This window comes from Kribbella jejuensis, from assembly GCF_006715085.1.
Classification (GTDB): domain Bacteria; phylum Actinomycetota; class Actinomycetes; order Propionibacteriales; family Kribbellaceae; genus Kribbella; species Kribbella jejuensis.
Genome location: NZ_VFMM01000003.1, coordinates 95,475 through 108,268, shown reverse-complemented (window position 1 = coordinate 108,268; position 12,794 = coordinate 95,475). Strand labels below are relative to the sequence as shown.

Below are 12,794 nucleotides of genomic sequence, written 5' to 3'. Positions count from 1 at the left end.
GGTCACTGGTCCAGCTCCTTCGGGGTGTCGAGCCCGAGCTCGGTGAGCAGCGAGCGGAACTTCTGCTTGGCCGCGTCGAAGCTCGACGCGAACGTGACGGCCTTGTCGGCCGGCTGCGACCAGATCGGCTGCAGCGCGTGCGCCGCGTCGAGGCACCGCGGCACCCAGGTCGCGAGCCACTCGCCGAACAGCACCTTGTTGGTCTCGCCGTACTCCTCGTCCCGGGTCAGCAGCCGGAACAGGTTGCGCGAGTAGCTGAGGTCGCGGTCGTAGTCGTACTCGCCGGTGCCGACGATCGTCGGCGTGATGTAGTCGCCGTTGCGGGCCGCGATCTGCATCACCAGCTCGCTGCGGAACAGCGAACCGACGAGCTGCTCGAACACGATGTTCGTCGCGAACAGCAACTCACACCAGTCACCGACCGCGGTCAGCCGCTCGACCACCTCGCGCGTCGGCTGCCACTCCGGCGCCGACTTCCAGACCTCCTTGTGCGCCGAGCCGTCGAACGGTACGTCGGCCTCGCTCAGATCCAGGTTGAACAGCGCCAGGTCCTGCGCGAACCGCATCTTGTGCGCCGCGTTCACCGCGACCGCGGTGTTGATCATGTTCGTCGGGCCGGACCGCTGGATGCTGGTGAAGACGTGCAGCGCGAGGCCGTTCTCGGCGTGCATCCAAGCGCCGAGGTTGCGCTCGATGAACTTCAGCCAGGCCGTGTTCCAGCCCTCGTACGCCCGGGCCCGCTTGGCGTTCTGCAGGCTGAGGTCGACCTGTCGCACGGTCGCGGAGTTGTTCCGGTAGATCGTCTGGTTCCACTCCTCGTTCGGGTCGAGGAACGCGTGCCAGTTGGACGACTTGGCCGCCGTCCACTCCTTCGGGTAGCCACCCGGGCCGTCGCCGAAGCCGTAGATCCAGCCCTGGCTGAGGTGCCGGTCGGGATCCGGCTGGACGTCGACGGTGACGTCTTCGTACATCGTCGCGCGCAGCTTGGCCGGCTTGTAGTAGTTGTACGTCCGGCTGGTCGAGCTGGGGAACTCCAGCGCCCCGGCCTCGGAGTCGGTGAACTCGATCCGCGGGAAACTGCGTGGCTTGGTCTGTGTCATCTCAGGCTCCAGTCGCTGGGCTGGTGAACTTGTCGTAGAAGATCTGGTCCTTCGGTACGGCGTGGTGCTCGAGCAGCGCGAGCGCGGCGTCGACCATCGGCGGCGGGCCGCACAGGTACGTCTCGCACTTGCTCAGCTGCGGCTCGCGCCGGTCGACCACGTCGGTGACGTTGCCGACCTCGTGGGCGCCGTCGTCCTGTTCCGGTGACTCGGACAGGCAGGCGACGAACTCGAAGTCCGCGAGGCCCGACCCGAGCTCCCGGATGGTGTCCAGGTAGAACAGGTCGGCCGCCGTCCGCGCGCCGTAGTAGAACCGCACCGGGCGGGTGCTGCCGGTCGCGCTCAGGTGCCGCAGGATCGACAGGATCGGTGCCATCCCGGCGCCGCCGGCGACGCAGACGACCGGCAGCACGTGCCCTTCCTTCAGGGTGGACGAGCCGTAAGGCCCGGTCATCGCGAGCTCGTCGCCGACCGTCAGGCCGTCGTCGAGCAGGCCGGAGAACCGGCCGCCCGGGTACTTCTTGATCAGGAACTCGATCTCGCCGGCGGGGGTGGTCGCCATCGAGAACGACCGGTGCTCGTCGGTCCCGGGGATGGTGAGGTCGGCGTACTGCCCCGGCTTGAAGTCGAACTCCTCCGCCGGTTTCAGGCGCAGCGACACGATGTCCCGGGTGACCGGCTCGATCGCGGAGACCGACGTACTCACGGTCCGGATCGGGATGCCGCCGAGCAGCTCGTCCTCGTCGAAGTTGAGCAGCTCGATCGTGCAGTCGCTGAACGCGTGCGCCCGGCACAGCAGCACGTACCCTTCGGCGACCTCCGCGTCGTTGCAGGCGAAGGTGGAGTAGCGCTCCATCTGCAGGTCACCGTCGAGGACGTACGACTTGCAGGCGGAGCACTGCCCCTCCTTGCAGCCGTGCATCAGGTGAATGCCCTGCCGGAACGCCGCGTCCAGGATCTTGTCGTCCTCGTCGACCTCCATCTCGATGCCGACCGGTTCGAACTGGATACGGTGTTTGTCGGCCATGGTCTGTCCTAGGCGACCTTCGTGCCGTTGGCGCGGTACTCCGCGATGTGCGCCTGACGTTCCGCGTCGGTCATCTCGTTCAGCAACACGTTCGGGCTGTTGAAGGTGTTGCCGCGGACGTCGTCCAGGGTCCACATCTTCTTCGGGTCCAGGTCGAGGTGCGGCTGCCCGATCAGCGTCTTGCCGTCGTCACGCACGTAGCCGAGGTCGGAGACGATGTCGGCCAGGTCCTTGCCGTGGTGCAGGGTCTCCCACTCGCGGAACCCGGTCAGCCGGCCCATGTTCGGCGTCGGCCGGCCCTCGTACTCACCCCGGAACGCGACCGCGTCGGTCCAGTAGCAGGTCTCCGAGCAGTACGTCCGCCACTGGTCGTCGACCTTCTCGACCACGATGTCCTCGTGGATCAGCGCCGGCACCATGCAGGTCCAGCAACGGTGCGGGTACTGGTAGCCGACGTCCTCGAACGCGATCGGCTTGTTCCGGCCCGGGTAGGCCAGCCGGTTGTAGTTCTCCCACCACTTGCCGTACTTCGAGTACCAGCCCGGGTACTTGTCCTCGAACCACTCGAAGTCCTTGTCGGTCATCGTGTCGATCCGCCAGTAGTTCACCGGCCAGCCGGTGGCGAAGAACCGCGCCACCTCATGCACGTAACCCTTGTTCGTGATCCGGTTCCACGCTTCCTCCACCAAGTCGTGCGGAATCGTGAGTCCGTACTTCTCCAGCGGCAGCAGGTAGCTGCGGTAGTAGTCGTCGTAGATCCAGCGGCGCCACATCTCCGCATAGCTCTCACGATCCTTACGGCGGTCCTTCGTGCCGTACTCGATGAACGTGCCGATGGCCGCGTCCACGACACAGTGGTTGTTCCACCACGCGTAGCGCAGGTCGCGCTCCAGCAGCGGGCGGTTGCGTTCGTCGGCGAGCGCCATCAGCAGGATCGAGTACCCGTTGCTGATGTGCCGCGACTCGTCGGACTGCACCGAGTGGAACACCGTCGGCAGCAGGTAGTCGCCGTTCGCGGCCGCCTCGTCCGGCATCGCGACGAACAGCGTGTTGGTGAACGCGGTCTCGGCGACCACGGTCAGGTAGATGTTCGCGGCGGTGATCGCGTCACCGGTGATGAATCCCTCGCCGAACTGCCGGCCGATGGTGCCCGCGTAGTTGTTCGCGAACGCCTTCTCGGTCATGTCGAACCCGGCCGGGTCGATGTAGTTGTTCATGTACAGCCGCTTGAGGTTCATCTGGATCGTCGAGTGCCGGACCTCGTCGATCATCTGGACCGCGAGCCCGTTGTGGATCTCCGGGTTCGGGACCGCGTCGATCGCCATCGGCATCGCCCGCGCGGCCGAGATCTCCGGGAACGGGATGATGCTGAGGAAGAGCTTCTGCCATTCCAGCCAGCGCTGCTGGACCTGGCGGAACATGTTGCCGCGGATCGCGCCGTCCATGGCGCCGTACACGCGGTTGTCCTTCTCCTCCTCCATCGGGAAGTACGACCGCATGATCTGCTTCAGCGGGTCCTTCTTCGGCGCCTTCTCGAACGTGTAGTCCGTTCCGAACCGGGTCGCCGGGGTCGCGAAGGTCGGCTCCCACGAGAGCTCCGTGATCTTCGCGTGCGCCTTGGTGAGACTTTGCCTGCTCATGTGCCTGCCTCCAGGGTCGGGCTGATGGCAGTGATGAAAGCCGTCCGGCCCGGGCGCTGCTGTCTCAATGTGAGATACCGGTCACACCGTTGCCGAACTACCTTGGGCGGTGTTCGCTGGGGTGATCCGTCGATCGAGGAGGTGCCGATGACGCTTCGCGAGTCGATCCTGCTGTCCTGGCAGCGGTCGGAGGCGTCGCTGGTGGACGTCGACCAGCCGTCACCGGCGTACATCTCCGCTCTCGATGTCGACACCACGCTCACCCGCGCGGCCCGTCCGGTGATCGACGCACTGGCCTCGGAGCTCACCAACGAGCCGGTCTGCATCATCCTGACCGACGCGAAGGGTGTCGTCCTGGACCGCCGCGGCGGCGACCCGGCGCTGATCCGCCGCCTGGACGCGGTCGACCTGTCCCCCGGTTTCACCTACTCCGAAGCCCAGGTCGGCACGAACGGCATCGGTACGGCGCTCGAGGTCGGCGGCCCGATCCTGGTGCACGGACCTGAGCACTACACCGGTGTACTGCGCGGATTCGCCTGCGCCGGCGCACCGATCACGCATCCGGTCACCGGCGGTCAGCTCGGCGTCCTGGACATCACCACCCAGGCGCGGAACTCGAACGCCGTCCTGCTGTCGTTCGCGAAGCTGGCCGCCCGGCGGATCCAGGAGCGGATCGTCGAGGAGGCGAACGCGCTCGACCAGGCGCTGCTGAGCGACTACTACGCGGCCTGCCGGCACACCGGCGGCTCGGTGATCGCGCTCGGCGAGGAGGTGTTCATGATCAACGCGCACGCCCAGGCCCACTTCGACGCCGCGGACCAGGCCGCGCTGATCGACCGGACCAGGGATGCCCGCGGCGGCGTCCGCCCGGCCACCTTCATCGCCGACCTGCCCAGCGGGTTCACCGCGCGGCTCGCGTACCAGCCGACGTTCCTCGGCAACCGGCTCGCGGGCGGCATCGTCCAGGTACGCGAACACCGCTCGGGGCTGCTCCGCAGCTCGGCGACGCGCGTGCCGACCTTGCCCGGTGTGATCGGCACCAGCGCACTGTGGCGGCACACCACGCAGGAGGTGCTCGAATCCGCCGGCCGTGCCGAGTGGATCGTGGCCGAAGGTGAGGCCGGCACCGGAAAGCTGACGTTGTTGCGGGCCGTCCACAACTACTCGCGGCCGGGCATCCGCCTGGTGATCCTCGACGCGGACGACCCCGAGCTCGTCAACGCCGCGACCGCCGAGCTCGAATCAGGGTCGGACCTGGTACTGCGGCACGCGCACCTGCTGTCCACCGAGAACATCCACGCGCTGGTCGACGTACTGCAGACCGTCCGCGACAGCCTGTCCGACGAGCCGTGGATCGCGTTGACCGTGATCAGAGGCCAGTCCGACGCGCAGGACGAGCTCGATACGCAGCTACTGCGATTCTTCCCGCGCACAGTCGCCGTACCGCCGTTGCGGCATCACCTGGACGACGTACCGGCGCTCGTACCGCATCTGCTCGCCCGGACCGGCGTCACCGGGGTGACGTTGTCGCAGGCGGCGATCAGCCAGCTGATGCGGCTGCCGTGGCCCGGGAACGTGACGCATCTGCGGACCGTGCTCGGTGAGATCGCCCGGCGGCGCCGGTCGGGAGTGGTCGACCTCGATGGGCTGCCCGCGGAGTGCCGGGCGACGACGCGGCGGCATCTGACCCGGCTGGAGGCGTTGGAACGGGACGCGATCGTCGACGCGCTGGCTGCCCACAAGGGCGACAAGGCGGCGGCCGCGCTGGCGCTCGGGATGTCGCGCGCGACGATCTACCGGAAGATTCGCGACTACGCGATCGTCACCTGAGCTGGTCGTCCAGCACGATCTCGCAGTTGTAGTGCTGGGACGCGCTCATCTCGCCGCGGAACCAGAGCAGTGGAATCCGGGCCGGATCGCCCGGCGCGACGATCGGGCGGAGGTTGTCGCGTTGCGAGTTCTCGGTGATCGGCGTCCACGTCCACGTTTCGCCACGGTCCGCCGTACGGGCATGGAAGATCTCGTGGTGATCCAGCGGCTTGCCGTCGCGCGGGTCGATCGAGGTGGAGACGTAGAGCGAGTCGAGGTCGTAAGGGTCGATCGCGACCAGCCCGGTGTAGTCGTTCTCGTGCTTGAGCAGACCGTGACCCGCCTTCGCCAACTGGTTGACCTGCCAGGTGTTCCCGGACGTCAGGCGGCCGTAGAAGAAGCGGTGGTCCGGCACCGGATGCTCTCGTGCGAACGCGTCCTCCGGGTTCTCCGGTACGTCGTGGCGCGCGAGCATGACCGCTGCGATGTCGTCGCCGGCGCGGCGGATGTCGACGGTCCAGCAGTGCGTCATCGGCTCGCCGTGCCAGACCGAGCCCGCTTGGAGGATCGTGGTCAGCTCGACCTGTGACGGGGCGTCGCCGTCGAGTGCCTTTTCGTCGATGGTCGTGCCGTCGCTGCGGTGCAGCGCGCCGGCTTTGAGATACCCGTGATAGATCGAATTGTTGTAGTCGCGCGGATGGTGGTCGGTCGTGATCAGGTCCATGCGTGTGGGGCTGGAGGTGTAGCGCGTGTAGCCGTTGACGTAGCCGACCTTCGGGCGGGTGAAGAGCTTGCCCGCGTACGTCCAGGTGTCGCCTTCGTCGTCGGACACCAGTGCGCACGGATCGTCGTTCACCGCCCGCGCGAAGCAGTACAGGCGACCGTCGAGCTCGTGCAGGTTCGAGTACGTGACGCCGCGCCCGCCGGTGTACTCGCTCCAGTCGAACGTCCGCTCCGGACCCCACGTTCGCGGATCGCCCGGCTCACTCACCCGCCAGCGGGTCAGGTCGTCGGTCTTGTGCTTGGTGTAGACCGCCGGCCACCGGCCGTCGCTACGCCGCCACAACGCCGGTACGTCGTGATCGTCGGCCTCGAACTGTTCATGCAGTACGACGATGTCCGCCGTACCCGTGTGCAGATCCACAACCGTCAACTCGACGTTGCCGGCCGCGTGTCTCCGCGCGCCCCCTCGGGCGCTGCGATCGATCCGACGACCAGCACGCCGCTGACCGGGTCGACCAGCGCGCGCTCGTCCTGGAACCAGCACCACGCACCGTTGTCGTTGATCACTCGCGCCATGGACAGCCATGCTCGCAGACTTCATTGTCCATGGGTAAGCGCTTGCCACCATTTGGTCGGTGGCTGATGGGAAGATCAAAACATGCCCGTCGACACGCACCTGCTGCTCGCGTTCCTGTTGACGACCACGGTCGCGATGATCACGCCCGGGCCGGACATGCTGTTCATCCTCGGATGCGGTATGCGGAACGGGCCGCGCGCCGGCCTGCTCGCGACCGCCGGGGTGGCGACGAGTGAGCTGGTGCACGTCGCGGTGGCTGCGGCCGGGCTGGCCGCCCTGCTGGAGGCCGTACCGGTCGCCTTCACGGCGGTCCGGATCGCCGGTGCGGCGTACCTCATCTATCTCGGGGTCCAGCTGATCCGGCACCGGAAGGATCCGGTCGACGACGCACCCGCCGGCGAGGCCACCATGTCCGGACGGAAGGTGTACCTCACTGGCCTCACCACGAACCTGCTGAACCCGAAGATGGTGACGTTCACTATCGCGTTCCTGCCGCAGTTCGTGACACCGGCGCGGGGTCACGTGTGGCTGCAGTTCGCGGTGCTCGGCGCCATCCTGATCGTGCTCGAGTTCCTCGTCGACGGGACGGTCGGACTGTTGTCCGGGCGGATCGGGAACTGGCTGCGCACCCGGCGTACCGCCCGCCGCCGGATCGACACGGCCACGGGCGGGATCTTCATCGGGCTCGGCGTCCGCCTGGCACTATTGCGTTAGGCGGTCAGGCGCTCAGGCCAGACCGAAGCCGCCGGTCCACGGGGTCTTCTCGCCGACCGCGAGGGTGAGCTGGAGGAAGCCGACCGCCTCGAGCTCGCGGGCGCGCTTCAGGGAGCCGGCGTCGACCGCGCGCAGACCGCCCGCGGAGACGATCCCGGCCAGCAACGCCTTGGCGTCCGCGTCGTCGCCGGCGATCAGTACGGTCGTCGGCAGCTCGCCGACATTGCCAGAGGCAACGGTTGCGGCGAAGTTGGTGTTGAACGCCTTGACGACCTTGGAATCCGGGAGTTTCGCGGCCAGCTCGGCGGCTGCGGAACCGTCGGCCGGGACGGTGAGCGAGTCGAAGGTCTCGAAGTTCAGCGGGTTGCTGATGTCGACCACGACCTTGCCGGCCAGCTGGTCGGCGCGATCCGCGAGCACCTGCTCGTACGCCGGGTACGGCGTCGCGAGGATCACGACCTCGCCGGTGACCGCCTTGTCCTTGTCGGTGGAGTTGAACAGCTCGACGGTGTTGCCGCCCTTCGCGACGATCGCGGAGATCGCCTGGCCCATGTTGCCGCTGCCGATGATGCTGACGTGCGTCATACTCTCACTCCTTTTGGTTGTACCTTCAACTATTACGATAGTGCAGTTTAGTTGTAGCTACAACCATTAGGATGGTGTCCGTGACCACACGATGGCTGGACGACGCCGAGATGACCGCATGGGTGCGGCTGGCCGCCGTACTGGAACTGCTGCCCGGCGTCCTCGACTCGCAGCTGCGCCGGGACGCCGACCTGACCCACTTCGAGTACTACGTGATGGCGATGTTGTCCGAGGCGCCGAAGCGGACGCTGCGGATGACCGCGCTCGCGCAGCGCACCAACGCCACCCTCCCACGGCTGTCACATGTCGTGAAACGACTCGAGGACCGCGGCCTGATCGAGCGGTTCCCGTGCCCGCAGGACGCCCGCGCCACCAACGCGCGGCTCACCGCGACCGGCTGGAAGAAGATCAAGGCGACCGCGCCCGGCCATGTCGAAACGGTCCGCCGGCACGTCATCGACGTACTGACTCCGGAGCAGATCACCCAGCTCGCCGGCATCGCCGGCGCGATCCTCGAGTCCGTCGACCCCGAGGGCAACCTCAGCGCGGTGTATCGCCGCTGACCCGCTCCAGCACGTCCTTCAACCTGGCCAGGTCCTTGGTGTTGGCGCGCCGCATCGCCGCTGCCATCAGCGGCGCGGCCACCCCGGCGAACCCACTCGGCTCACCCCGGTTCCGCAACGTCATCCGGGTACGGCTCTCCCCCACCGGCGCCCACTCGTAACTCGTCTCCATCGGAAACGGCCCCTGCGCCGTCCGCATCACCAACCGTCGGCCGGGCACGAGCTCGACGACCTCGTACGTATACGCCAGCCGCCGCCCTAGAAAATGCGCCACGAACTCCATCCGCGACCCGACCTGGACGGGCGGTTCCGTCCGCCAGTTCACCGACTCGATATTCGAATACCACTGCGGCGCATTCCCCGGATCCCCCGCATACCCAGCCACCACGTCGACAGGCCGCCTGATCACCACCTCGGTCACCACATCGACAGCCATACTCCGACTGTACGACCGCTCGAACTATTTACAGCACGTGATCGGACAGCCATTCTCGGTCTCAGGGGCGGGGGGTGGGCTCATGTCCGAGCACCAGGAAACGAGCCATCGGTCCGGGTGGCGCTTCTGGCAAGGCCGTTCGGCTGGTGACACGACGCCGGGGTCAAGGGTCTCGGCCGTCTACTTCGTCGAGAGCACGGCCGTCGCGGGTGGGCTGGTCGCGACGATCGCGTACGCGGCGGCCGGGCCCAGTGCGAGCTTGTCGGTCGTTTCCGCGTCGGTGATGATCGCCGTCGCGGCGTTGGGTAGCGGAGTCCTGGTCGGGATTCTCTTCGGCGTACCGCGCACCACCCCCGGCATCGACCGTCAGGCCGGCGGGGATGCCGCCGTACCTGCTGGTGGCGCCATCCCCCAGGCCGCCTCGCTCGGTGCTGTTGGTGCCAACACGAACCTCGAACAGATCTCCGACTGGCTGACCAAGATCCTCGTCGGCGTCGGCCTCACCCAGTTCACCGCGATCAAACGTGAGGCGTCGCAGCTGTTTCACGGGCTTGCCCCCGCCTTGGGGGACGGCAGCGGACGGGCTTCCTTCGCCGGCAGCGTGGTGATCTACTTCTTCGTCGTCGGCTTTCTCACCGGCTGGCTGTACGCGCGGTTGCGTCTCGGCCTGCTGATGAGCAACACCGACGCTCTGCTCGAACTGGCCCGCCGCGCAGACCGCGCAGGCGACACCGAGACCGCGCAGACCGCCCGGGAACGCGCGAACAACCAGCTGGCGCTGGCCACCGACTCGTTGGCGACCCCCACAACTGGGACGACCGACTTGATCCTCCAGTACAACCGCCTCCGCGACACGCCGCCCAGTACCCGCCGTACCTCGCAGATGTCCGAGATCGTCCGCCAGGCTCGGCGCCTCCCGGACAGCCAGCCTTTCCACCAGCTCGACGTCGTCCAGCTCTTCAACGAAGGCACCCACGGGAGCCGGATCGTGGCGCTCGCACTGATGGAGACCGACCCCCGCCTGGCCGACTTCCCGTCGGTGCTGAACGCGATCCAGAACTCCCGCTCCGGCTTCGAGCAGTACCACGCGCTCACGGTCGCGAACCTGATGGCCGCGTCACTGTCGGCCGACGCCAAAGCCCAGCTACAGCAGGCGCTGGAGTCCGACGACGTCCGCAGCAAGTGGGAGGGCGACACCAGCCGCGCTTCGCTCGCAGCCACCATCCTGGACCGCCTCAGGTCTTCCTCCAGCTAGACATGTATCGCGCCGCCCACTGTGGACTCCGAGCTAGTAGGGGGAAGGAGTTCTCATGAGCAACAGAGTCGAACCACAGCGGCACCGGACGACCGCCGTACGACGGTCCACGCGGCGGGCGATCGTCGGCGTGAACATCATCGAGGCGCTGGTGGCCTTGCCTTGCCTGATCGCGACGTACGGACTCGCCGAACGACTTGTCGCGGCGCAGGAGGCCGCCGGGCCTGGCCGCGTCGCGAGCAGCTCGGTCGCCGGCATCGCCGTCACGCTGAACATGAGCCTGCTGATCGTCGGCGCGGCCGCCGGGACGGTCGGGAGCGTCATCCAGCAGAGCATGGCGTTCGCGCGAAGCAGCGCTCCGGATCATCAGCTGAGCTGGTACGTGATGCGGCCGCTGTGGTCGGCGCTCCTCGGTTCGGTGTCAGTCGTCGCTGTGAACACCGGGTTGTTGAGCATCGGAGACGAGACCACGTCCAGCGCGGCGGTCGCCGTACTCGTACTGACCGGCTGCCTGGCCGGCCTGTTCACCGACCAGGTCCTGGCCCGCCTTCGCCGCATGCTCCGCCCCCGCACCAGCTAATTTCGTTGAGCCGGCACCCGTGATCGTGTTGGCTGGCAGCACTGCCAGTGCCGCTGGTGGCTTGAGTAGGGAGCTGAACGTGCAGGACGACGTCGTCGACCCCGCTGCCCATAATCGCGCAGCGTGGGACAAGTCTGTTGAAGAGGGCAACGAGTGGTCGACGCCGGTGAGCAGCGAGGAGGTCGAACGCGCCCGGAAGGGTGACTGGTCGATCGTTCTCATCGGGCGTCAGCCACTCGACCGCTCCTGGCTGCCGGCCGACCTGACCGGCAAGGACGTGTTGTGCCTGGCCTCCGGCGGCGGCCAGCAGGGCCCGATCCTCGCCGCCGCGGGAGCGCGCGTCACCGTCTTCGACAACTCGCCCGGCCAGCTCGGCCAGGACGAGCTGGTCGCGGCCCGCGACGGACTCGAGCTGCACACCGTCCTCGGCGACATGCGCGACCTGAGCGCCTTCGGCGACGCAACCTTCGACGTCGTGTTCCATCCGGTCTCGAACCTGTTCGTACCCGACCTGGCACCGGTATGGCGTGAATGCTTCCGCGTCCTCCGCCCGGGCGGGACGCTGCTAGCCGGCTTCCTCAACCCGGATGCGTACCTGTTCGACCACGAGGCCCTCGACGAGCGCGGCGAGCTGATCGTCGTACACAAGCTCCCGTACAGCGACGTCACCCAGTACTCCCCCGAGGAACGCGCGGCGAAGTTCGGCGCGGACGCGCCACTCGAATACAGCCACACCCTGACCGCCCAAATCGGAGGCCAACTCGACGCCGGCTTCGTCATCACCGCCTTCACCGAAGCCCCCCACCAATCCAACGCATCCGCCGCCTACATGTCCCACTACTTCGCAACCCAAGCCCACAAACCCTCCTGAGCCCCCGGCCCCGACCCCGCCCCAGGCCTCCGACCCCACCACCGGCGCCACTACACACCTCCGACCCCACCACCGGCGCCACCCCACACCTCCGACCGCACCCCCGGCCCGCCCCACCCTCGGCGCAGAACGCGTGCAGACCCGGGGTGTGCTCGCCCAGCACGCAGCCAACCGCAACCAACAATCCAACCCGCCACCCCATCCCTCCGGTGCCCGGGGGAAGCAGTTGACCCATCGGATGACTACCACGCACCGCCTCGTGGTGCCTGGTTGGTTGGCCGCGCCGGGAACGCGCGGTGAAGTTCCTACAGGCTGAGGCAGCACAGGCCGAAGTGTCGACGGAGCTCATACGTGCTGAGGTCGTACGTGCTGAGGTCGTACGTGCTGAGGTCGTACGTGCTGAGGTCGTACGTGCTGAGGTCGTACGTGCTGAGGTCGTACGTGCTGATACGACGTGAGGCCACACAGGCTGAAGTACTGACGAACCTCGTACGACATGGGGTCGTACGTGCTGAGGTCGTACGTGCTGAGGTCGTACGTGCTGAGGTCGTACGTGCTGAGGTCGTACGTGCTGATACGACGTGAGGCCACACAGGCTGAAGTACTGACGAACCTCGTACGACATGGGGTCGTACGAGCTGAGGTCGTACTGCCCGAGGTGTCGACGGAGGTAGTACGGCCTGAGCTCGCACAGGCTGAAGTGCTGACGGAGGTCGTACGACGTGAGGTCGTACGGGCTGAGGTACTGACGGAGCTCGTACGACGTGAGCTCCTACGACGTGAGCTCCACGGCGTGAGGTCCTACGGACCGAGGCGCTGACGGACGTCGTACGGGCTGAGGTCATACGGCCCGAGGTGTCGGCAGAGCTCGTACGGCGTCAGCTCGTACGGCGTCAGCTCGTACGGGCAGAGGT

The 12,794-nt window shown here is 67.2% G+C and carries 15 protein-coding genes; 7 read left to right on the top strand and 8 right to left on the bottom strand.

Translation table 11 applies throughout. The features are described 5' to 3' along the window. Window positions 1-2: 2 nt before the first annotated feature. The 3 genes from FB475_RS28185 to FB475_RS28175 are packed head-to-tail and all read right to left on the bottom strand — an operon-like array spanning window position 3 to window position 3,767. Entirely contained in the window at window positions 3-1,100 is a 1,098-nt protein-coding gene (locus FB475_RS28185) for an aromatic/alkene monooxygenase hydroxylase subunit beta (protein ID WP_141860024.1), read from the bottom strand. Between the two features lies 1 nt (window position 1,101). Continuing rightward, complete coding sequence (locus FB475_RS28180) at window positions 1,102-2,127, bottom strand: 2Fe-2S iron-sulfur cluster-binding protein (protein WP_141860022.1); 1,026 nt, start codon at window positions 2,125-2,127, stop codon at window positions 1,102-1,104. An 8-nt stretch (window positions 2,128-2,135) separates the two neighbouring features. Next, the gene (locus tag FB475_RS28175) at window positions 2,136-3,767 is read right to left on the bottom strand and encodes a ferritin family protein (protein WP_141860020.1); all 1,632 of its coding nucleotides are present in this window, start codon (window positions 3,765-3,767) and stop codon (window positions 2,136-2,138) included. Window positions 3,768-3,914: 147 nt separating this feature from the next. On the opposite strand from FB475_RS28175, the gene FB475_RS28170 reads away from it, so the two are divergent. After that, window positions 3,915-5,597, top strand: a complete 1,683-nt coding sequence (locus tag FB475_RS28170; protein ID WP_202878569.1) for a sigma-54-dependent Fis family transcriptional regulator — start codon at window positions 3,915-3,917, stop codon at window positions 5,595-5,597. Here the strand turns inward: FB475_RS28170 and FB475_RS28165 are convergent. Next, window positions 5,590-6,720 (bottom strand): BNR-4 repeat-containing protein, encoded by a 1,131-nt coding sequence (locus FB475_RS28165; RefSeq protein ID WP_202878568.1) that lies wholly within the window; start codon window positions 6,718-6,720, stop codon window positions 5,590-5,592. The genes FB475_RS28170 and FB475_RS28165 overlap by 8 nt on opposite strands. A 5-nt stretch (window positions 6,721-6,725) precedes the next feature. Continuing rightward, window positions 6,726-6,875: a hypothetical protein gene (locus FB475_RS37275; RefSeq protein ID WP_202878567.1), complete on the bottom strand. Its 150-nt coding sequence runs from the start codon at window positions 6,873-6,875 to the stop codon at window positions 6,726-6,728. Window positions 6,876-6,957: 82 nt separating this feature from the next. Here FB475_RS37275 and FB475_RS28160 point away from each other — a divergent pair, with 82 nt between their 5' ends. Further along, window positions 6,958-7,590 carry a LysE family translocator gene (locus FB475_RS28160; RefSeq protein ID WP_141860016.1) on the top strand — a complete coding sequence of 211 codons (633 nt, stop codon included), beginning with the start codon at window positions 6,958-6,960 and terminating at the stop codon, window positions 7,588-7,590. A gap of 12 nt (window positions 7,591-7,602) precedes the next feature. Here FB475_RS28160 and FB475_RS28155 read toward each other — a convergent pair whose 3' ends face one another. Next, the gene (locus FB475_RS28155; RefSeq protein WP_141860013.1) at window positions 7,603-8,175 is read right to left on the bottom strand and encodes an NADPH-dependent F420 reductase; all 573 of its coding nucleotides are present in this window, start codon (window positions 8,173-8,175) and stop codon (window positions 7,603-7,605) included. 71 nt (window positions 8,176-8,246) lie between these two features. On the opposite strand from FB475_RS28155, the gene FB475_RS28150 reads away from it, so the two are divergent. Beyond that, window positions 8,247-8,738 (top strand): MarR family winged helix-turn-helix transcriptional regulator, encoded by a 492-nt coding sequence (locus FB475_RS28150; RefSeq protein ID WP_238332485.1) that lies wholly within the window; start codon window positions 8,247-8,249, stop codon window positions 8,736-8,738. Here the strand turns inward: FB475_RS28150 and FB475_RS28145 are convergent. Then, complete coding sequence (locus FB475_RS28145; RefSeq protein WP_141860011.1) at window positions 8,716-9,174, bottom strand: SRPBCC family protein; 459 nt, start codon at window positions 9,172-9,174, stop codon at window positions 8,716-8,718. The two genes, FB475_RS28150 and FB475_RS28145, sit on opposite strands and share 23 nt — an antisense overlap. An 82-nt stretch (window positions 9,175-9,256) precedes the next feature. Here FB475_RS28145 and FB475_RS28140 point away from each other — a divergent pair, with 82 nt between their 5' ends. From FB475_RS28140 to FB475_RS28130, 3 genes are all read left to right on the top strand, one after another. Then, a complete protein-coding gene (locus FB475_RS28140; protein ID WP_141860008.1) occupies window positions 9,257-10,429 on the top strand; it encodes a hypothetical protein in 1,173 nt (390 codons plus the stop codon). Between the two features lie 55 nt (window positions 10,430-10,484). Next, window positions 10,485-11,009, top strand: a complete 525-nt coding sequence (locus tag FB475_RS28135; RefSeq protein ID WP_141860007.1) for a hypothetical protein — start codon at window positions 10,485-10,487, stop codon at window positions 11,007-11,009. Between the two features lie 61 nt (window positions 11,010-11,070). After that, window positions 11,071-11,880 carry a class I SAM-dependent methyltransferase gene (locus FB475_RS28130; protein WP_238332484.1) on the top strand — a complete coding sequence of 270 codons (810 nt, stop codon included), beginning with the start codon at window positions 11,071-11,073 and terminating at the stop codon, window positions 11,878-11,880. A 305-nt stretch (window positions 11,881-12,185) separates the two neighbouring features. On the opposite strand, the gene FB475_RS36985 is transcribed toward FB475_RS28130, so the two are convergent. Next, window positions 12,186-12,344 (bottom strand): hypothetical protein, encoded by a 159-nt coding sequence (locus FB475_RS36985; protein ID WP_185759480.1) that lies wholly within the window; start codon window positions 12,342-12,344, stop codon window positions 12,186-12,188. 32 nt (window positions 12,345-12,376) lie between these two features. On the opposite strand from FB475_RS36985, the gene FB475_RS28125 reads away from it, so the two are divergent. Then, window positions 12,377-12,700: a hypothetical protein gene (locus FB475_RS28125; RefSeq protein ID WP_141860005.1), complete on the top strand. Its 324-nt coding sequence runs from the start codon at window positions 12,377-12,379 to the stop codon at window positions 12,698-12,700. Window positions 12,701-12,794 lie beyond the last annotated feature (94 nt).